Source organism: Streptomyces sp. NPDC014991 (assembly GCF_043080665.1).
Lineage (GTDB): Bacteria > Actinomycetota > Actinomycetes > Streptomycetales > Streptomycetaceae > Streptomyces.
This window is the reverse complement of record NZ_JBIBVY010000006.1, coordinates 194,404-214,627: the sequence shown is the minus strand read 5'-3', so window position 1 is coordinate 214,627 and position 20,224 is coordinate 194,404. Positions and strand designations below refer to the sequence as shown.

The window sequence follows — 20,224 nt, the reverse complement described above, 5'->3', positions numbered from 1 at the left end:
CCCCCGGCCGGTCTCGTCCTCCGCCGGGACGACCCCTCCCCGAGCCGTAGTACGGAGATACCCCTAGGGGTGGTCCACCGCCGGGTGGAGCCGTTCCCGGGGTCGACTCCACCCTTCGGTGCGGCGGGCCTCCACCCGCACGCCGCGTCGGAGCCGGGTCACGCCTGCCGTGGGAGGCTGTCGTCCGGGCGACGGATGCAGGGGACACGGAACGTCAACGGGCGGGGCCACGGGAGGGAAATCGCGATGGGGAGCACGACACCGGCGATACGCGGCGGGGCCGCGCGGCAGCTCGGCACCGGCCGGCGGGGCGCGGTGGTCGCCGCCCTGATGCTGGCCATGGCCCTGGCGGCGCTCGACTCCACCATCGTCTCCACGGCCGTACCGCAGATCGTCGGCGACCTGGGCGGGTTCTCCGTCTTCTCGTGGCTGTTCTCCGGCTATCTGCTCGCCGTCACCGTCACGCTCCCCGTCTACGGCAGGCTGTCCGACACCTTCGGCCGCAAGCCGGTGCTCGTGGCGGGCGCGGCCGTGTTCCTGCTGGGTTCGCTGCTGTGCGCGGCGGCCTGGAACATGGCGGCGCTGATCGCGTTCCGGATCGTCCAGGGCCTGGGCGGCGGGGCGTTGCAGGGCACGGTGCAGACCCTGGCCGCCGACCTGTATCCGCTGGCGGAGCGCCCGAAGATCCAGTCCAGGCTGTCCACGGTGTGGGCGGTGGCCGCGGTGGCCGGTCCCGGGCTGGGCGGGGTGCTCGCCGCGTACACCGACTGGCGCTGGATCTTCCTGGTCAACCTGCCGATCGGTGCCGCCGCCCTGTGGCTGATCGTCCGTCACCTGCACGAACCGCAACGGCAGCGCGCGCGCCAGGCGCGCGTGGACTGGGCCGGCGCGCTGGCGGTGTTCGCGTGCGGCGGGGTGCTGCTGACCGCGCTGGTGCAGGGCGGGGTGGCCTGGCCGTGGCTGTCGGCGCCGTCACTGGCCCTCTTCGGCACCGGCCTCGCCCTGGCCGCCGTGGTGGTCGCGGTGGAGCGGCGGGCGGCGGAGCCGGTCATCCCGGGGTGGGTGTGGCGGCGCCGGACGATCGCGGCCGTCAATATGGCGCTCGGCGCGCTGGGGCTGCTGATGGTGGCGCCGGCGGTGTTCCTGCCGACGTACGCGCAGTCGGTGCTCGGGCTCACGCCGGTGGCCGCCGGGTTCGTGCTGTCGGTGTGGACGCTGAGCTGGCCGGTGTCGGCCGCCCTCAGCCAGCACGTCTACCGGCGGATCGGCTTCCGTGACACCGCGCTGCTGGGCATCGGCCTGGCCGCGCTGATCCTGTCCGCGTTCCCCTTCCTGCCGTATCCCGGCTCGTGGTGGCAGCCGACGCTGCTGATGCTGCTGCTCGGCGGGGCGCTGGGCCTGTTCCAGCTGCCGCTGATCGTCGGGGTGCAGTCGACGGTGGGCTGGTCGGAGCGGGGCACGACGACCGCGTCGGTGCTCTTCTGCCGGCAGACCGGGCAGACCGTGGGCGCGTCCCTGTTCGGCGCCGTCGCCAACGGCGTGCTGGCCGCGCGGCTCGGCGGGGCGGGCGACCTGGACTCCGTCACGCGAGCCTTGCGCGCCGGTACGGTCCCGGAGACCACCCGGCGGGCGATCGCGGAGGCGGTGCACGCGGTGTACCTCGGCGCGGCGGCAGCGGCGGCGCTGGCGTTCGTCCTCCTCCTGCTGGTGGCGCCACGACGCTTCCCGGTGCTGGAGGAGTGAGCGGTGCCGTGGGCGGGCGCGGGTGTCGTGGGTGGGTACGCCGTACTCGTCCCGTGATCACATACCGACCGGCCAGTTCGGAGAAAACGCCGCGCGACCCGGACCGCGCGAGTAGCGTGCGTGGCTCAGCTCTCCCACCTCCCTGCGGTCCGTCGTCACGGACCCGAGCCACGCAAGGAGCACCGGGATGTCCTACGACCCGCCACCCCGCCTCGGCCTTCCCTGGCAGCCCGCACCCCCCGAGCCGCCCCGCCCGGCAAGCCGGCCGCTCCGCGAACCACTCGGCCACCACAGCGACCTGCGCGTGCTGCGCAGCGCCTACCGCCGGCAACGCCGCACCGCCACACTGACCGCGCTGGGCTACTTCACGCTGTTCCTCGTCCTGTCCGCGTGCGCCCCCGGGGTCATGACGCGCACGGTCGCCGACGGCATCCCCGCGGGCCTGCTGCTCGCCCTCGTCCAACTCCCCGTCACCTGGCTGGCGATCGGCCTGTACGGGACCACCGCGCGCCGGTACGTCGACCCGCTCGCCGAGCGCATCCGCAGGCAGACCGAACTGGACGCGCGGCGAGGAGCGAGCCGATGACCGGCGCCGCCGGCACCGCCGCCCTCTCCGGATTCAGCGACTCCGCCCGGGCGATGTCCCTGGTGGCCTTCTCCACCGTCGCCACGGTGACCCTGCTGCTGTGCGTGCTGACCGGCCCCGACGGGGACGACCTCGACGAGTTCTACACCGGCTACGGCTCCCTGTCCCCGCTGCGCAACGGCCTCGCCATCGCCGGCGACTACATCTCCGCGGCCACCGTCCTCGGCACCGGCGGCGTGATCGCCCTGTGCGGTTACGACGGGGTCGTCCTCGCCCTCAGCACGGCCCTGTCGCTGCTGCTGCTGATGTTCCTGCTCGCCGAACCACTGCGCAACGCCGGCCGGTTCACCATGGGCGACGCACTGGCCCGCCGGCTGCCCGGCCGCTGCGTGCGCGTCACCGCCTGCGCGGTCACCATCGCCGCGCTGCTGCCGCTGATGCTCGTCCAGCTCGCCGGTACCGGGCAGCTGATGGCGTTCATCCTGGGTTTCTCCAGCGAGTCCCTGAAGACCGGATGCGTCGTGGGAGTGGGCGCCCTGATGATCGCCTACGCCGCGATCGGCGGCATGAAGGGCACCGCCCTCATCCAGATCCTGAAGATCGTGCTGCTCGTCGGCTCCGGGACCCTGGTCGCCGTCCTCGTGCTGCGCCGCTTCGACGGGGACCCGGGCGCCCTGTTCACCGCCGCGGCGCGGCGAAGCGGTGCCGGGCCCGCGTTCCTGCGTTCGGGGCTGGAGTTCGGCACCACCCCCGCGTCCCGCCTCGACATGATCGCCTCCGAACTGACCGTCGTACTCGGCGGCGCCTGCCTGCCGCACGTCACCATGCGCATGTACACCGCCTCCAGCGCCCGCCAGGTGCGCCGCGCGATGTCCTGGGCGGTGTCGATCGTCGCCCTGTTCGTGCTGGTGATCACGGTGGTGGGGTTCGGTGCGACAGCACTGGTCGGCCGTACGGCGATCGCCGCGGCCGACCCGCGGGGCAACACGGCCTACCTGCTGGGCTCGCGCGCGGTGTTCGGCGCCGACGTGTCCGCGGCGGAGACCTTCCTGTTCACCCTGGTCGCCGCCGCGATCTTCCTGACCCTGCTCGCCTCGGTGGCCGGGATGATCCTCGCCTGCGCCAACTCCCTCGCCCACGACGTGTTCGCGGCCCGGGTGCAGGAGATGCCGGCCCGCCGCGAGATGACCCTGGCGCGCGTCTCGGCGCTCGCCATCGGCGCGCCGACGATCCTGCTGGCCACCCTGGTGCAGCAGCACAGCCTCCAGCCCCTGGTCACGCTCTCGTTCTGCCTGGGCGCCTCCGCCCTCGCCCCCGCCCTGGTCTACGGCCTGTTCTGGCGCCGCTACACCCGCGGCGGGCTGCTGGGCACGCTGATCGGCGGCTCGCTGACCGTGCTGCTGCTCATGCCGGGCACCAAGCTCGTCTCCGGATCACCCACCTCGGCGTTCCCGCACGCCCACTTCGACTGGTTCCCGTTCACCACCACCGGCCTCGTCTCCATCCCGGCCGGCTTCCTCTTCGGCTGGCTGGGCACGGTGCTGTCCGGCCGCGCCGGGGCGCAGCGGCAGCGGCACCGGTACGAGGCGGTGGAGGCCCGGATCCTGGCGGGAGCGGTACGGAAGGAGAACTGACGACGCGTGCGCCGCGCCGGCCACCGCCGCGAGGCGCGCGTCGGGCCGGCCACCGTCCAGGACCTGCGCCGCGCCGGCCACCGCCGCGGGCGTGGGCCGTGCCGGCCGCTACTCCATGGCCACCTTGCCGGTCAGCGAGATGAGGCTGTCACGTACGGAGTCCATGTGCGCCTGGACGTCGTCCCAGGTCTCACTGTGCTCGCACAGCACCCGCTCGGTCTCCCTGGCGATGCGCTCCCCGCGCAGGCGCGCGTCGGCGACGATCTCGGCGGCACGCGCGTGTGCCTCCTCCTCACGGCGGCGCGCGGACTCCTGGGCCTCCGCCAGAGCCCGCTCGGCCGCGGACAGCTCCGCCTCCGCCCGGCTCACCCGTTCGGCGTGCCGGGCGTCCAGCGCGGCCACCCGTCCGGCCTCCTCGCGTTCGGCCTCGGCCCAGCGTTCGGCCTGCTCCCGGGCGTGCTCGGCGAGCATGGCGGTGATGCGCTGCCGCGTCTCGCGCAACGCCCCGAGCGCCTGCCCACGCCCTTCCTTCACCTCGCGCCGGGCACCGACCCGGTGGCCGTCGGCCTCGGCGCGTGCGGCGAGGAGGCACTGGCGGGCGCGTTCGTCGGCCTCCGCACGGACCGCGTCCGCGGCCTCCCGCGCCTCCCGGCGTACGCCCTCGGCCCGCTCCTCCGCCCGCGCGACCTCCTGCCCGGTCTCGTGCCGCGTACGCTCCCGCAGGTCAGCGGCAGTCTCGAGCGCGAGCTGGAACAGGCGCCGCGCGGGCTCCCCGAGCGTCTCGTACGTCTGCGGCACGAGCTGCGCGACGGTCTCCCGCAGCCGTACGGCCTCCTCCTCCATCTCCCGGGCAAGCACCGTCAGCCGGGCGGCACGCTCCCAGGCGGCGTCGCGGTCCTCGGAGAGCGCCTCCAGGTACGCGTCGACCTGGTCGGGGCGGTAGCCGCGCCCCCGGACGGTCACGAAGCCGTGCGGCGGCATCGCTGCGCTGCTCATCCTGGAACCCCTTTCCACCGGACATACACGACAGGACGATTTCGCGCACATCTTGATGGATCGGGCGTAAGTGTTCATAACGCGACACTCCGCAGTCACGTCACGGTCGATGTCCCGCACTCCGCGCCGACGGCGGCCCCGACACCCGGAAACGCCTCGTGCCCTTCACGCGCACGCGTGAAGGGCACGAGGACTCACACCCGGCCGGTGTCCGCTACAGCAGTCCGTCCCACATCTGCTCCAGCAGCACCGACCACCAGCTCTCCGGCGAGCCGAGCGCCGGCGGGTCCAACGCGGCCAGCTGCGCCTGGAAGTCGACGGTCCAGCGGCCCGCCTGCTCCTGGTTCAGCCCGTACCGCAGCCGCCACATCCGGCCCAGCAGGGCCAGGCAGCGGACGAACTCCGGCAGCCCGGTGTTCACGAACTGCGGCGGGACCGGCGCACCGCCCGGCCCCGCCTCCACGGGAACGGCCACGATGTTCGCCGTCCCGTACTGCACACAGAGCGCCTTGCCGAAGTCGGTGCCCATGACGAGGTACGAGCCCGCGTCCGCGGCCGGCTGCACCCTCCGCTCCGCCGCCAGTTCCGCCAGCGTCGGCACCGGACGACCCGGCTGCGCCTGCGCCCAGAAGAACGGACCCATGTCCAGCGGCAGCCCCGCCACCACCAGCGTGTGCGCCACGACCGGCGGCACACCCTGCCGGGAGACGGCCTGCTGCTCGAACCGGAAGACACCCGGCCCGAACGCCGCGGCCAGCTCCTGCGCGATGCCCTCCGGCGGGACGGGCGGCGCGGCCTGCACCGGCGGCAGCGGCGCCCGCACCGGCGCCGGCCGCGCGGGGCCGTCCGCCACCTGGTGCAACTCGCCCTGGTGCGCCAGCAGCTGCCGCATGCCCTGCTGCCGGCTCGCGTGGTCCGTGCCGTACGGCGCGATGCTCGCGATCCGCGCCTGCGGCCACTGCTCCCGGATCATCCGCGCGCAGTAGGCACCCGGCAGCTGGCACGACTCCAGCTCCGTGTGCAGCTCCAGCACCTGGTCCGGCGGTACGTTCATCGCCCGCAGCTCATGGAAGATCTGCCACTCCGGGTGCGGCGTACCCGGCGCCGAACGCCGGATCAGCTGCTGCTCCGAACCGTCCTGCGCGCGGTAGCGCAGGACCGCCTGATAACCGGGGCCGACCGTCGGCTGCCCCGGCGGCGGATACCCGTACGCCCCGGCCTGCCCCGGCAACGGCCCACCCGGCGGCGGCATCGCACCGGGCGGCGGCATCGCACCAGGGGGTGGCATCGCACCCGGCGGCGGCATCGCACCCGGCGGCATCGGCGGGGCTCCCGGAGCGCCCGGGGACATGCCGGGGGCGCCCGGCGCACCGAGCGCGCCGGGGGCGGGCGGCGGAGGCACGCCCGGACCGGACGGCGGCGGGGGCATGCCCGGGCCGCCGGGCGGAGGAGCGGACAGCACGGTCTCGGCATGGTGCACGGCACCGTGAACCCCGCCGGGCGCGCCAGGGGCACCGGGCGCGCCAGGAGGCTGGGGTGTGCCGCCCCCGCCCAGCCGGCCGGGGTCGGCCAGCATCGTGGCGGCCTGGTGGACGCCGCCCGGAGGCGTACTGCCCGGAGCGCCCGGAGGCGCGACAGGCGGCCGGGGGGCGCCCGGAGTGTTCGGCGCGCCCGGCGCGTGCGTCCCGTCCACGCTCCCCGGACCGGCCGGCGCACCCGCGCCACCCTGGCCCTCGGACCCGGCAGGCCCCTCAGGCCCCTCCGGCCCGAGCGCCGAGACAAGCTGCGTCGGCACATAGCCGCCCGCGGGCGGCGCACCCGGCGCGGGCGGCGTCACCGCGTTCCCCGGGCGTGCGCCCGGCAGACCAGGGACACCCGGCGGCGGCGGAGGCGCTCCCACTCCACCGCGCGCCTTCTTCGGCGGCGGCGCCGCCTTGCTCGTCGCGGCGTCCGCGATGTCCCCGGCGTTCGGCGCGAGCTGCCGCCCCGGCCCGCCCGGACCGGCCGGCGCCAGCGGGTAGCCGTACGACGGGCCGTCCGGCGGCGCAGGCGGCGGCGTGCTGCCCTGCGGGGTGCCCGGCGCGCCCGGCATCGTGGGAGGCGCGGGCGGGGTGCCCGGGACCGCCTGAGCCGGTGCCTGCCGGGCGCCGTACACCGGCGCGTCCGGCGGGGGCGGGGGCGTGCCGCCCTGCCCGGCGCCCGGCGCGACCGACGCGTCGAGCGCCGGTGCGATCGCCGTCGGCGGCAGCCGGCTACCGCCCGACATCAGCGCCGTCGGCGCGTCCGGCGCGGCCATCGGCGGGCGCGGCGGGGCGCCCTGGTCGCTGAGCGGCGGCGCGAACACCGTCGCGGGCAGCGGCACGGAACGGTCGTCCTCCCCGCCGTCCGCGTTCGTGTCGGTACCGGCCCAGGGCGTGGCCCCCGGAGGCACGTCCACCGGTCCGGGCGTCCCGGTCCCACCGAAGGCACCGGGCACCTCGGCACCGCTCCGCACTTCTCCGGACGCACCCACCGGCACCCCGGCCTGCGTCTGCGCCGACGCGCCCCCGCCCGAGGCCACCGCAGGGCCCGAGGACACCGCACCCGGCGCCCCGTCAGGAACCACCGCATCAGAAGCCGGACCGGAGCCCGCAGGCGAACCCGGAACCGGCCCCGCAGCACCAACCGCAGCCGCATCCGCACCAGAACCGGAGCCCGGCCCGGAAGCCGGCCCCGGATCGGCCTGGCCCGGCCGCTCCCCCACTCCCAGCCTGTCCGCCGCCTCCTGCAACCACTCCGGCGGAGTCAGCAGGAACGACGTCTGGTTCAGGTCCACCCGGGCGGCAGCCACCGGCACCGCGTCCTCGGGCCCGTCGGCACGGCCGTACTCCTCCTCGTACCGGCGGATCACCTCACCCACCGGCAGGGCGGGCCACAGCGTCGCCTCCCCGCTGTCCCGGGCGATGACCAGGCGCTGGCCGCCCGCGTCGGACCGCGGACCCTCCGCCCGGTCCTCACCCCACACCACGAAACCCAGCCCGAACTCCCGCACCCGCACCTCGCGGTGCTGGTACGCCGGCACATCGCCGTTGACCCACTCCTCGGCGCGCTCCTGCGCCTGCGCGTACGTCACCATCGTCGTCAGCTCACTCCCCCGCCGGGCCCGGCGACGCCGAACCGGAAGACACCGGGACGGCACGTGCGAAACCGCCGTCGACCATCAGGTCCGCCACCGTCTCCAACTCCGGCGGATGGCCGGCCAGCCGGGACAGGAAGGCGTCGAAGTCGTCACCGCACGGCAGCAACAGGCGCTCCACCCGCTCCGCCGGCGACCACGACGGATCCACGTCCCGCACATCGTCGTACGCGCAGAACCACACCGAACCGGCCCGCTCGCCCTTCACCTTCACCGCGAGCAGACCGCCCTGCACGAAGACCACACCGAGGTAGTCCTTCGTCAGATGGTCGCGCAGGCACTTGTTCACGTACGCCAGATCGTTGACCGCGGCCTCGTCCCGCACCGTGAAGAACGGCTGGTCCAGCAGCAGCCCCAGCTCGGCGTCCAGCGCCGTGCCGACGGGCGCGCAACCGCCCGCCGCCTTCAGGAACGAGCGGTACGCGCCGGGGAGCCGGTAACCCAGATCCTCCTCCAGCCCCTGCACCTGCGCCTCCGGCACCGCCACACCCGACTTCGGCAGGCGGAAGTGCGCCGGCCGCGCCTCCTGCAACGGCCGCGTCCCCCGCTTACCGTGGTCCACCGGCGCCGTCGCCACCCCACCGTGGTGCCGCAGCAACGCCTTCACCTCCACCGGGATCAGCTCCAGCCGCCGCGTGCCCGCCACGTGATGCCACGTCCAGCCGTGCGGCGTCGCCACATCCGGCACCGTGTCCCACAACACGTGACCCTGCGCCGCCAGCGCCGCGTTCGCCGACACGTAGTCCGTCAGCCGCAGCTCGTCCACCCCGAACCCCTCCGGAGGCTCGGCGATCTCCACCGCCACGCGCGCGTACGGCGAGAAATCCGGGTAGCCCCGCTCGTCGACCCGTACCCCTCTCGGGTGACGCGCCGCCCGCACCGGGTCCGGGAAGTGCACGACCTGCCCGGCGTAGGCCGCGTTCGGCGGCGCGGCGTGCCCCCCGGTCCGGCGGCTGGGCGGTGCCCCCAGCCCGAGCCGACCTGTCGTCATGGCGGTTGCCCCCTGCGGCGTTGTCTGTGGCGCCTGAACGGCGGTGTGGATCGCGGACGGCGACAGCCTATGCGGTGCGCCCACCACGGTCACCGACCCGCCGCATCCCCGTCACCGCCCCCACTCCCCGCGCACCCCACCCCCTCACCCGACTCGGTGACCAGCCGTCACCCTTCCGTCACCGCCTGCCCCCGTACGGGCGTGTCGCGCCGCCCCAGCTTCCCCACCAGCCACGGCATTTGGCACCCTGTGTCCGTCAGGGGGACGCCCGGGGAGGAAAACGAGCATGAACGCGTTGCAGACCGGAAGTACCGCAGTGCCGGCCGGCGACCCCCGCATCGGCTGGAGCGGCACCGGCACACCCCCCGCCCCCACCCTCCGGCACCGCCGCGACGGCATCCTGCCCACCGTCGCCGCCGCCCTCTCCGTCCGCGGCGCCACCCTCACCTGCACCGCCACCCGCAGCGACCAGACTCCCGCCCTGCACCCCCTGGTCCAGGACTTCCTCGACACCCTCACCAGCGCCCAACGCGACCGCTTCACCGGACGCTGCGCCGAGACCATCCTCATCTCCCGGCACCTCACCACCGCCGACGCCGCCCGCAGCAAACGCGCCGCCCGCAGACCCATGACCAACGGCGAGGCCCGCAAAGCCCTCAGACACGCCAAGCTCACCGCCCGCCGCATACGCGAGGACGGCGACCCCCTCCACGGCAGCTTCGCCGCCCCCTGCCGGGCCTGCACCGCCCTCAGCGCCCACTTCGGCGTCCGCATCGTCGACCCCACCGCGACCGGCGGCTGACCGCCCCTCCGCCCCGGCCGACGGCCGACCGCCCGCCACGACAGAACCCGCCGACACAACCCACCGACGGAACCCGCCGCACCGGCACGACCCCGCGAGCACGACGAACGAAGGGCAGATGCACCCCGACCGCGCCTCCATCCCCCAGCCCCCGGCCCCCCGCACCCCGGCCGGGTCCTCCACACGCTTCTCCGTACCCGTCGACGCCGCCCTGCGCGCCGCCGGCTGGCACCCCGGACGCTGGGACATAAAACAGGCCGAGATCTGGGCCGACACCCTGCGCGAACACACCTCACCCGCAGGCCACCGGCACACCATCTTCCCCGCCGCCGTAGAGGCCTGGGCCGAGTTCGGCGGACTCGACATCACCCCCACCGGCCCCGGCCGCCAGATCGCCCCCGCCGCCCTCCGCCTCGACCCCCTGCACGGCCGCCACCTCGCCCGCACCCTCGGCGACCTCGGCCGCGCCCTCGGCACCGAGCTGTGCCCCCTCGGCGAGGAGACCGACACCGCCGCCCTCCTCGCCATCGACAGCGAAGGCCGCGTCTACACCGTCGACCACACCGGCGACTGGTACCTCGGCCCCGACATCGACCACGCCCTGACCACCCTCATCACCGGCATCCCGCCCGTACGCCTCACCGCCGGCTGAACACCCGCCCCGCACCACCGCACACCACGAACGACACCCGCCCTACGCCGCCGGAATCACCGCCGACACCCGGAAACCGCCCGCATCCGTCGGCCCCGACACGAACACCCCGCCCAGCGCCGCGACCCGCTCCCGCATCCCCACCAGCCCGTTCCCGCCCGACGGCAGCCCCGCCGACGCCGACGCGGGCTCCGGCGGCGGCTCGTTCTCCACCTGCATCGCGATCTCCGACACCCGGTGCGCCAGCCGCACATACGTCTTCGCACCCGCCGCATACTTGTGGACGTTCGTCAGCGCCTCCTGCACCACCCGGTACGCCGTCTGCTCGACCTCCGCCGCATACGACCGCACCTCCCCCTGCACCGACAGATCCACCACCATCCCCGCGGCAGCCGACTGCCCCACCAGCTCCTCCAGCTCCGACAGCCAGGGACCCTCCGCCGCCCCCTCCGCCTCGGCCACCCGCGAAGCCGCCGCCGCGGCCGCCTCCCCCACCGCCGCCAACGAGGACGCCGAAGCAGCCCGCCGGCCCACGCCCTCCCCCGCCCGCAACACCCCGAGCATCTCCCGCAACTCGGTCAACGCCTGCCGCCCCATGTCCCCCACCAGCGCGGCATTGCGCACAGCCTTCTCCGGATCCTTCCGCGCCACCGCCTGAAGCGCCGCCGCATGCACCACCATCAGACTCACCCGGTGCGCGACCACGTCATGCATCTCCCGCGCGATCCGCGTCCGCTCCTCGTTACGCGCCCACTCGGCCCGCTCCTCGGCCCGCTCCGCGAGCAGCTGCAACTCCCGCTCCAGCGAATCCGCCCGCTCCCGCAGACTCTCCATCAACCGCCGCCGCGCCCCCACGTACAGGCCCAGCAGCAGCGGCGGAGCCGTCAGACCCAGCGCCGTCGTCACCGCCGCGAACGGCAGGAACCAGTCACCGAGCGTCAGATCCCCCCGCGCCATGTCCTGGCGCACCCGCACGAAGGTCACCACCGCCGTCCCCAGCAGCGACATCCCCGCCAGCGCGGCGAGGACCCGCCGCGGCAGCTCACAGGCGGCGAGCGTGTACAGGCCCACGACCCCCAGCAGGAAGCCCATCTGCGCCGGCGTGATCGCGATCGCCACCAGCACCACCGCGATCGGCCACTTGCGCCGCAGCAACAGCACCGACCCGGCGATCACCCCGAACACGATCCCCACCCACACCGGGACACCCGCGTCCCGGGCGAACGGGATCCCCTCCGCACCGCACTCCACGGCGGACACCAGCGCGACACTCCCGTCGAGCACCGCGCTGCGCCACCTGGTCCACCACCAGGGGCCGGTCAGAGCCCTGGTGTGGTATTCCCCCGTCGTGGTCATGCACCCAGCCTACGGGCGGGAGGTGCGGCTTTTCCGGTGAGTTTCCCCGACCTCCACACACCACACTCCGTGACCGGGCGGCCTCGAAACGCACCGCTATCCCACGAACTGGTGAACCACCTCCGCCAGCCCCCGGAACCTGACATTCCACCCGGACGGTACGGGTATGACACACGCACCCGGCACACCCACCGACTTCGAGTCCCTGCGCGAACGGGCGGTCGCCCTGCGACGGGCGGGTCTGAGCCGACGGCAGATCCGTGACCGCCTACATGTCCACAACAATGACATCCTCAACCGCCTCCTGGAGGGAGAGCCGCCACCGGAGTGGACCAAGCGCCCGAACGCGAAGGACGACCTCCGGGAGAGGGCGCGGGAACTGCGGCTCCAGGGCTGGACGTACGACCGGATCCAGGTGGAGCTGGGCTGCTCGAAGAGTTCCATCTCGCTGTGGGTACGGGATCTGCCGCGACCAGAGCGGCGGAACCCTGCCGAGCAGGCCAGGCTCGCGTCGCGCAAGAGGTGGGAGCACGAGCTGGCGGTCCGCGACGAGGAGCGGCGACACACCAAAGCGGTCGCGGAGCACGAGATCGGCGTCCTGTCCGACCGTGAACTGTTCATCGCCGGTGTCGCGTTGTACTGGGCCGAGGGGGCGAAGGACAAACCTCACGCCCGCCGCGAACGGATCATCTTCGTCAACAGCGACCCCGGCATGATCCGCCTGTTCCTGGCGTGGCTCGACCTGCTCGAGGTGGACCGCGAGGACGTGGGCTACCGGTTGATGATCCACGAGTCGGCCGACGTGGACGCCGCCGAGCAGTACTGGGCGGACCTCGTCGGGGCCGATCGCGGCACCTTCGACAGAACGACCCTGAAACGGCACAACCCGAAGACCGTCAGAAAGAACACCGGCGAGGACTATCGCGGATGTCTCGCCCTCACGGTCCGGCGGAGTGCCGAGCTGTACCGTCGCGTCGAAGGCTGGTGGTACGGCATAGTAGGGGCTGCCACCGCATCCGATCTACGAATTCGGACATAGCGGTAATCCCGGGTCGTCTAAGGGCAAGACGTCAGATTTTGGCTCTGATCATGGGGGTTCGAGTCCTCCCCCGGGAGCACATGTTCAGTTCGGGTCCTGACCGGCAGCACCGCCGTCAGGGCCCGCACTCATTTCCCCCCCGATCCGCCCCGGTATCCTGCGGCTGTCACCCCCACCCATCCAGAGCCGAAGGGCAACCCCGTGAGCGCCATCCGCCCGGCCGCCGTCGTCGTTCTCGCCGCGGGTGAGGGCACCCGTATGAAGTCGGCCACACCCAAGGTCCTCCACCAGCTCTGCGGCCGCTCGCTGGTCGGGCATGTGCTGGCCGCCGCGCGCGAGTTGGACCCGCAGAACCTGGTCGTCGTGGTGGGCCACGCCCGTGAGCAGGTCTCCGCGCATCTGACGGAGATCGACCCGGACGTGCGCACGGCCGTGCAGGCGGAGCAGAACGGGACCGGGCACGCCGTACGGATGGGCCTGGAGGAGCTGGGCGGGACCGTGGACGGCACCGTCGTGGTCGTGTGCGGGGACACCCCGCTGCTCACCGGGGACACGCTGAGGCGGCTGGCCGGGACGCACCGGGCGGACGGCAACGCGGTGACCGTGCTGACGGCCGAGGTGCCGGACGCCACCGGGTACGGCCGGATCGTGCGGGACGGGGTGACGGGGGCCGTCACCGCGATCGTGGAGCACAAGGACGCGACCGGGGAGCAGCGGGCGATCCGGGAGATCAACAGCGGGGTGTTCGCGTTCGACGGGCCGTTGCTGGCGGACGCGCTGAAGAGGGTGCGGACGGACAACAGCCAGGGTGAGGAGTACCTCACGGACGTGCTGGGGATCCTGCGGGAGGCCGGGCACCGGGTGGGGGCGTCCGTGGCCGGTGATCACGCGGAGATCGCCGGGATCAACAACCGGGTGCAGTTGGCCGAGGCGCGCCGGATCCTGAACGACCGGCTGCTGACGCGGGCGATGCTGGACGGGGTGACGGTGGTGGATCCGGCGACCACCTGGGTGGATGTGACGGTGTCGTTCGAGCGGGATGTCGTGGTGCATCCGGGGACGCAGCTGGCCGGGTCGACGCATCTGGGTGAGGGGTGCGAGGTGGGGCCGAACAGCCGGTTGAGGGACACGCTCGTGGGTGCGGGGGCGCGTCTGGACAACTCGGTGGCGGAGGGGGCGCGGATCGGTGCGGGGGCGGTCGTGGGGCCGTACGCGTATCTGCGTCCGGGTACGCGGCTGGGTGCCAAGGGCAAGATCGGGACGTACGTGGAGACGAAGAACGCGTCGATCGGTGAGGGGACGAAGGTTCCGCATCTGTCGTACGTGGGGGACGCGACGATCGGTGAGTACACGAACATCGGGGCGGCGAGTGTGTTCGTGAACTACGACGGTCAGGACAAGCACCACACGACGGTCGGGTCGCACTGCCGGACGGGTTCGGACAACATGTTTGTGGCTCCTGTCACGGTCGGGGACGGTGCCTACACCGCTGCCGGGTCGGTGATCACGAAGGATGTGCCGCCCGGTTCGCTGGCCGTGGCCCGTGGCCAGCAGCGGAATATCGAGGGCTGGGTGGCGCGGAAGCGTCCGGGGAGTGCGGCGGCCAGGGCGGCCGAGGCGGCGTCCCGGCAGGGTGGGAGCGAGGACTGAGCGCGAACGGGTGCCTCGAACACGGCGTACCGTGATAAGTGCACATCCGCACACGTGCACCCGCACCCTTGCCAGCTGATACGGCCTCTCACGCCCAGCCGAGAGGTCGCCGAGCAGCCGGCTGGCTGAGACAACCTCTGAGGAGACAGTGCTGTGACCGGGATCAAGACGACCGGCGAGAAGAAGTTGATGTTCTTCTCCGGCCGCGCCCACCCCGAGCTTGCCGAGGAGGTCGCCCAGCAGCTGGGTGTCGGGGTCGTCCCGACGAAGGCCTTCGACTTCGCGAACGGTGAGATCTACGTCCGTTACCAGGAGTCGGCTCGTGGTGCGGACTGCTTCCTGATCCAGAGCCACACGGCTCCGATCAACAAGTGGATCATGGAGCAGCTGATCATGATCGACGCGCTGAAGCGTGCGTCGGCTCGTTCCATCACGGTGATCGTGCCGTTCTACGGTTACGCGCGGCAGGACAAGAAGCACCGGGGTCGTGAACCGATCTCGGCGCGTCTGATCGCCGATCTGATGAAGACGGCGGGTGCCCACCGTCTGCTGACCGTGGATCTGCACACGGATCAGATCCAGGGCTTCTTCGACGGTCCGGTGGATCATCTGTTCGCGTTGCCGCTGCTGGCGGACTACGTGGGCCGGAAGGTGGACCGGAACAAGCTGACGGTGGTCTCGCCGGACGCGGGCCGGGTGCGGGTGGCGGACCGGTGGTGTGACCGGCTCGGTGCGCCGCTGGCGATCGTGCACAAGCGGCGTGACAAGGACGTGGCGAACCAGGTGACCGTCCACGAGGTCGTGGGTGAGGTCGAGGGCCGGGTGTGTGTCCTGGTCGACGACATGATCGACACGGGTGGGACGATCTGTGCGGCGGCGGACGCGCTGTTCGCGCACGGTGCGGAGGACGTCATCGTGACGGCGACGCACGGTGTGCTGTCGGGTCCGGCGGCGGACCGGCTGAAGAACTCGCGGGTGAGCGAGTTCGTGTTCACGGACACGCTGCCGACGCCGGGTGAGCTGGCGGTGGATCTGGACAAGATCACGGTGTTGTCGATCGCCACGACGATCGCGAGTGCGGTGCGTGAGGTGTTCGAGGACGGGTCGGTGACCAGCCTCTTCGACGAGCAGTGAGGTTTCTGCACCGTCGTCGCCGGCGCTAGCCGTTGATCCTTTTGGGTGCGGCCTCCCTTTCCGAGTAAACTGCACGAGTTGCTCGGCGAGGGAGGCCGTGTTCGTTTCCGCGAACCTCCGTTATCGACGCGCTCTTCGTAGCAGGCCGTTCGTGGCCGGGTGACCACGTCCGTTCTCTGTTCCGAGGAGTGATCAACATGTCTGAGGTCAAGCTCAGCGCCGAGACGCGCACCGAGTTCGGCAAGGGTGCCGCCCGCCGTATCCGCCGCGCCAACAAGGTTCCCGGTGTGCTGTACGGCCACGGTTCCGACCCGCTGCACCTGACCCTCCCGGGTCACGAGCTGGCGCTGGCGCTGCGTACGCCGAACGTCCTGATCTCGCTGGACATCGACGGCAAGGCCAACGAGCTGGCGATCCCGAAGGCCGTGCAGCGTGACGCGCTGAAGGGCTTCCTGGAGCACGTCGACCTCCAGCTGGTGAAGCGGGGCGAGAAGGTCACCGTCGAGATCTACGTGCACACCGAGGGCGAGCTGGCCCCGGGCGGCAACCTGCTGGAGCACGTGCTGAACACGCTGCCGGTGGAGACCGAGGCCACGCACATCCCCGAGTCGGTCACCGTCTCCGTCGAGGGCCTGGAGGCCGGTGCCTCCGTCCTCGCCAAGGACATCCCGCTCCCGTCCGGCTCCACGCTGGCCGTCGACGGTGACACGGTCGTCCTCCAGGTCCTGTCCGCGCAGGCCGAGGAGGCCGCCGAGGGCGAGGGCGACGAGGCCGCGGAGGCCTGATCCCCGCCGTCGTCATGATGTGTGGTCAGCCGCTGTTCCCGGTCGGGGGCAGCGGCTGGCGCGTATCTGGAAGACCGCCCGTATCGCGGAGACACGTATCGAGGAGAGATGGACGTGAGCACCCCTGCAAGTGGCCCCTGGCTGGTCGTCGGGCTGGGTAATCCGGGGCCGGAGTACGCCATGAACCGGCACAACGTCGGTTTCATGGTGGCGGATCTGCTCGCGGAGCGGATCGGGGGGAAGTTCAAGCGGGCGGGCAAGGCGCAGGCGCAGGTCCTGGAGGGGCGGATCGGTCCGGTGGGGCCGGCGAACCGCCGGGTGATCGTCGCGAAGCCGATGTCGTACATGAACCTGTCGGGCGGTCCGGTGAACGCGCTGAAGGACTTCTACAAGGTGCCGGTGGGGAACGTCGTGGCGGTCCATGACGAGCTGGACATCGACTACGGCACGCTGCGGCTGAAGCTGGGCGGTGGCGACAACGGGCACAACGGCCTGAAGTCGATGACGAAGGCGATGGGGCCGGGGTATCACCGGGTGCGGTTCGGGATCGGCCGGCCGCCGGGGCGGATGCAGGTGGCGGACTTCGTGCTGAAGGACTTCTCCCCGGCGGAGCGCAAGGAGCTGGACTACTTCGTGGACCGTGCGGCGGACGCGGTGGAGGCCCTGGTGATCGAGGGGCTGGAGCGGGCGCAGGGCACGTACAACTCCTGAGGCTGCGCCGCGTGGACCCCGGGATGTCGTGCGGCTCCCGGCAGGTCCGGCCCTGGCGGCCCGGGGGTCGAGCGGGCGTTCGCGGTGCCTGCGGGGAGACCTGCGGCGTCGTGCTGGAGCCCGGTACCGCGGACGGCGGTGGGCGTGCGCTGACGGTGGACGCGGGAAGCCCCCGGGGCCTGGCGGCCTCGGGGGCTTCCTCGCATGCCGGGGCGGGGGCTGTCAGCCGGTGTTGCGCAGGCCGGCCGCCACACCGTTGACGGTGAGGAGCAGGGCGCGGGAGAGCAGCGGGTCGGGGTTGGCTCCGGCGGCGGCGGCGTCGCGCTGCCGCTTGAGCAGGGTGACCTGGAGGTAGGAGATCGGGTCCAGGTAGGCGTCGCGGATGGTGAAGGTCTGCTTGAGGACCGGGTGGGCGTCGAGGAGTTCGGTCTCGCCGGTGACCCGCAGGACCTCGCGGACCGTCAGCTCGTGTTCGGCCCTGATGGTGTCGAAGACGTGCCGCAGCTCGTCCGGGACCAGGGTGTCGACGTAGTGCTGGGCGATCCGCAGGTCGGTCTTGGCGAGGGTCATCTCGACGTTGGAGACGAAGTTGCGGAAGAAGTGCCACTGCTGGTGCATCTCGTCCAGGACCGCGTCCAGGCCGGCTTCGCGCAGGGCCTTGAGGCCGGATCCGACGCCGAACCAGCCGGGGACGATCTGCCGGGACTGGGTCCAGCCGAACACCCACGGGATGGCGCGCAGGCCGTCGAGGCCGGCGCCGGAGTCGGGCCGGCGGGAGGGCCGGGAGCCCAGGTGCAGGTCGGCGAGCTGGTCGACGGGGGTGGAGGCGAAGAAGTACGCCGGCAGGTCGGGGTCCTCCACCAGGCGGCGGTAGGCGCCGTGGGCGGCGTCGGAGACGACGTCCATGGCGGCGTCCCAGCGGGCGAGGGCCTCGTCGGACTGGCGGGGTGCGGTGTGCAGGGCGGAGGCCTGGAGGGTGGCCGCGACGGTCAGCTCCAGGTTCTCGCGGGCCAGGGAGGGGATGAGGTACTTGTCGGAGATGACCTCGCCCTGCTCGGTGACCTTGATCTCGCCCTCCAGGGTGCCCCAGGGCTGGGCGAGGATGGCGTCGTGGGAGGGGCCGCCGCCGCGGCCGACGGTGCCGCCACGGCCGTGGAAGAGGCGCAGCCGGACGCCGTAGCGGTGGGCGACGTCGCGCAGGCGGCGCTGGGCGCGGTGGATCTCCCACTGGCTGGTGGTGATGCCGCCGAACTTGGAGGAGTCGGAGTAGCCGAGCATGACCTCCTGGACGTCGCCGCGCAGCGCGACCAGGCGCCGGTAGGACGGGTCGGAGAGCATGTCCTCGAGGATGGTGTCGGCGGCGCGCAGCTCGTCGGTGGTTTCCAGCAGCGGCACGATGCCGATCTTGGCCCAGCCGGCGTGCAGGTCGAGGAGGCCGGCCTCGCGGGCGAGGACGGCGGCGGCGAAGACGTCGTCGGCGCCCTGGCACATGGAGATGATGTAGGACTCGATGACCTCGGGCCCGAAGACCTCCAGGGCCTTCCTGACGGTCTGGAAGACGCCGAGGGTCTTCTCGGCGGCCGCGTCCACCGGTGCCGGGGTCGGCGCCAGGGGCCGGCGGGAGCGCAGCTCCTTCGCCAGCAGCTTGCCGCGGTAGTCGCGGGGCATGTCGGCGTAGCGCCAGGACTCCTCGCCGAGCCGGTCGAAGAGCTGACCGAGGGCGTGGTGGTGGGCGTCGGCGTGTTCGCGGACGTCCATGGTGGCGAGCTGGAGGCCGAAGGCGGCCAGGGTGCGGATGGTGCGGGCGAGGCGGCCGTCGGCGAACAGGCCGCCGCGGTGCTCGCGCAGGGAGGTCTGGATGATCCGCAGGTCGGCGAGCAGTTCGCCGGTGCCGAGGTAGTCGCGGCCCGGTTCGTGCGCGGTGCCCTTGGCGAGGCGCTGCTTGGTGTTCTCCAGCTTCTGCCGGATGCAGGTGGCCTTGAGCCGGTAGGGCTCCTCGGCGTTGAGACGCTTGTAGCGGGGGCTGATCTCGGGGAGCAGCTCCAGGTCGGTGCCGAGCGACTCCAGCAGTTCCTCGGTGGCTCCGGCGTAGCGGATGGAGTTGGAGAGCAGGCCGCGCAGCTCGTCGATCGTGGCCAGGGCGTCGTTGATGCCGTGTTCGTGCTGGAGGATGAGGACGTCCCAGGTCACCTGGGGGGTGACGTTGGGGTTGCCGTCGCGGTCGCCGCCGATCCAGGTGCCGAAGGTGAGGGGGCGGGTGTCGTCGGGGAGCCTGACGCCGACGCGTTCGAGTTCGGCGGTGAGGTCCTCCAGGACGTCGCCGACGGCGTCGGCGTGCAGTTCGTCGAGGTAGTAGATGGCGTTGCGGGCCTCGTCGGCGGGTTCGGGCCGTACGACGCGCAGCTCGTCCGTCTGCCAGACCAGGTCGATGTTCTCGGCGAGGCGGATGTCGTGGCGGCGGCGGTCGGATTCGAGGACGGGGGTGTCCAGGAGCGCGGCGACGCGCCGGAGCTTGTTGAGGACGGAGCGGCGGGCGGCCTCGGTGGGGTGGGCGGTGAACACCGGGCGGACGTTCAGGTGCTGCACGGCCTCGCGCAGGTGTTCGGGGTCGGCGTCCTTGAGTCGGTCGGCCGTGCGGGCGAGCAGGCCGCCCTCGGCGGCGCGCCTGGCCCGTAGTTCCCGGCCGCGGTGGACCTGCTCGGTGATGTTGGCCAGGTGGAAGTAGGTGGAGAAGGCGCGGACCAGCTTGGCCGCGGTCTCCAGTTCCGTGCCGCGCAGCAGCTCGGCGGCGGCTTCGCCGTCCTCCCGGGTGAGGCGGCGGACCTTCTCGACCAGTTCGAGGAGTTCGGGACCCTCCTGCCGGACGAGGGTCTCGCCGAGGAGATCACCCAGGCGGCGGATGTCGGCGCGCAGTTCGGTGCTGGCCGTGGTGGTCTGGTCGTCGGCACTGCTCACAGGTGCGGCTCCTTG

15 protein-coding genes and 1 tRNA gene are annotated in these 20,224 nt (G+C 72.7%); 11 read left to right on the top strand and 5 right to left on the bottom strand.

Going from position 1 to position 20,224, the window contains the following annotated elements; genetic code table 11:
- Nucleotides 1-246 precede the first annotated feature (246 nt).
- The 3 genes from ACF1BE_RS12945 to ACF1BE_RS12935 all read left to right on the top strand — a co-directional run bounded on the left by ACF1BE_RS12945 (nucleotide 247) and on the right by ACF1BE_RS12935 (nucleotide 3,963).
- The gene (locus ACF1BE_RS12945) at nucleotides 247-1,743 is read left to right on the top strand and encodes an MFS transporter (protein ID WP_392199051.1); all 1,497 of its coding nucleotides are present in this window, start codon (nucleotides 247-249) and stop codon (nucleotides 1,741-1,743) included.
- A 187-nt stretch (nucleotides 1,744-1,930) separates the two neighbouring features.
- Nucleotides 1,931-2,329, top strand: coding sequence for a DUF485 domain-containing protein (locus tag ACF1BE_RS12940; protein WP_392199050.1), 399 nt, complete (start codon nucleotides 1,931-1,933; stop codon nucleotides 2,327-2,329).
- Nucleotides 2,326-3,963 (top strand): cation acetate symporter, encoded by a 1,638-nt coding sequence (locus tag ACF1BE_RS12935; protein WP_392199049.1) that lies wholly within the window; start codon nucleotides 2,326-2,328, stop codon nucleotides 3,961-3,963. The genes ACF1BE_RS12940 and ACF1BE_RS12935 overlap by 4 nt, the downstream gene beginning before the upstream one ends.
- Before the next feature lie 108 nt (nucleotides 3,964-4,071).
- Here the strand turns inward: ACF1BE_RS12935 and ACF1BE_RS12930 are convergent, their stop codons facing one another.
- From ACF1BE_RS12930 to ACF1BE_RS12920, 3 genes are all read right to left on the bottom strand, one after another.
- Nucleotides 4,072-4,959: a DivIVA domain-containing protein gene (locus tag ACF1BE_RS12930; RefSeq protein WP_392199048.1), complete on the bottom strand. Its 888-nt coding sequence runs from the start codon at nucleotides 4,957-4,959 to the stop codon at nucleotides 4,072-4,074.
- A gap of 214 nt (nucleotides 4,960-5,173) precedes the next feature.
- Entirely contained in the window at nucleotides 5,174-8,074 is a 2,901-nt protein-coding gene (locus ACF1BE_RS12925) for an SUKH-4 family immunity protein (RefSeq protein WP_392199047.1), read from the bottom strand.
- Between the two features lie 10 nt (nucleotides 8,075-8,084).
- Nucleotides 8,085-9,125: an HNH endonuclease gene (locus tag ACF1BE_RS12920; RefSeq protein ID WP_392199046.1), complete on the bottom strand. Its 1,041-nt coding sequence runs from the start codon at nucleotides 9,123-9,125 to the stop codon at nucleotides 8,085-8,087.
- Between the two features lie 286 nt (nucleotides 9,126-9,411).
- Between ACF1BE_RS12920 and ACF1BE_RS12915 the strand changes: the two genes are divergently transcribed.
- Together ACF1BE_RS12915 and ACF1BE_RS12910 are read left to right on the top strand one after the other, a co-directional pair.
- The gene (locus ACF1BE_RS12915) at nucleotides 9,412-9,927 is read left to right on the top strand and encodes a YwqJ-related putative deaminase (RefSeq protein ID WP_392199045.1); all 516 of its coding nucleotides are present in this window, start codon (nucleotides 9,412-9,414) and stop codon (nucleotides 9,925-9,927) included.
- A gap of 118 nt (nucleotides 9,928-10,045) precedes the next feature.
- Complete coding sequence (locus ACF1BE_RS12910) at nucleotides 10,046-10,579, top strand: SUKH-3 domain-containing protein (RefSeq protein ID WP_392199044.1); 534 nt, start codon at nucleotides 10,046-10,048, stop codon at nucleotides 10,577-10,579.
- 42 nt (nucleotides 10,580-10,621) lie between these two features.
- Here the strand turns inward: ACF1BE_RS12910 and ACF1BE_RS12905 are convergent, their stop codons facing one another.
- The gene (locus ACF1BE_RS12905) at nucleotides 10,622-11,935 is read right to left on the bottom strand and encodes a sensor histidine kinase (RefSeq protein WP_392199043.1); all 1,314 of its coding nucleotides are present in this window, start codon (nucleotides 11,933-11,935) and stop codon (nucleotides 10,622-10,624) included.
- 166 nt (nucleotides 11,936-12,101) lie between these two features.
- Between ACF1BE_RS12905 and ACF1BE_RS12900 the strand changes: the two genes are divergently transcribed.
- From ACF1BE_RS12900 to pth, 6 genes are all read left to right on the top strand, one after another.
- Nucleotides 12,102-12,974 carry a hypothetical protein gene (locus ACF1BE_RS12900; RefSeq protein WP_392199042.1) on the top strand — a complete coding sequence of 291 codons (873 nt, stop codon included), beginning with the start codon at nucleotides 12,102-12,104 and terminating at the stop codon, nucleotides 12,972-12,974.
- A gap of 6 nt (nucleotides 12,975-12,980) precedes the next feature.
- Nucleotides 12,981-13,051, top strand: a tRNA-Gln gene (locus tag ACF1BE_RS12895).
- 124 nt (nucleotides 13,052-13,175) lie between these two features.
- On the top strand, nucleotides 13,176-14,624 hold the full coding sequence (gene glmU / locus ACF1BE_RS12890) for a bifunctional UDP-N-acetylglucosamine diphosphorylase/glucosamine-1-phosphate N-acetyltransferase GlmU (protein ID WP_392199041.1): 1,449 nt from the start codon (nucleotides 13,176-13,178) through the stop codon (nucleotides 14,622-14,624).
- Between the two features lie 153 nt (nucleotides 14,625-14,777).
- Nucleotides 14,778-15,758 carry a ribose-phosphate diphosphokinase gene (locus tag ACF1BE_RS12885; protein WP_392199040.1) on the top strand — a complete coding sequence of 327 codons (981 nt, stop codon included), beginning with the start codon at nucleotides 14,778-14,780 and terminating at the stop codon, nucleotides 15,756-15,758.
- A 197-nt stretch (nucleotides 15,759-15,955) separates the two neighbouring features.
- The gene (locus ACF1BE_RS12880) at nucleotides 15,956-16,543 is read left to right on the top strand and encodes a 50S ribosomal protein L25/general stress protein Ctc (RefSeq protein WP_392199039.1); all 588 of its coding nucleotides are present in this window, start codon (nucleotides 15,956-15,958) and stop codon (nucleotides 16,541-16,543) included.
- 108 nt (nucleotides 16,544-16,651) lie between these two features.
- On the top strand, nucleotides 16,652-17,254 hold the full coding sequence (pth, locus tag ACF1BE_RS12875) for an aminoacyl-tRNA hydrolase (protein WP_392199038.1): 603 nt from the start codon (nucleotides 16,652-16,654) through the stop codon (nucleotides 17,252-17,254).
- A gap of 222 nt (nucleotides 17,255-17,476) precedes the next feature.
- Here the strand turns inward: pth and ppc are convergent, their stop codons facing one another.
- Nucleotides 17,477-20,209 carry a phosphoenolpyruvate carboxylase gene (ppc, locus tag ACF1BE_RS12870; protein WP_392199037.1) on the bottom strand — a complete coding sequence of 911 codons (2,733 nt, stop codon included), beginning with the start codon at nucleotides 20,207-20,209 and terminating at the stop codon, nucleotides 17,477-17,479.
- Nucleotides 20,210-20,224 lie beyond the last annotated feature (15 nt).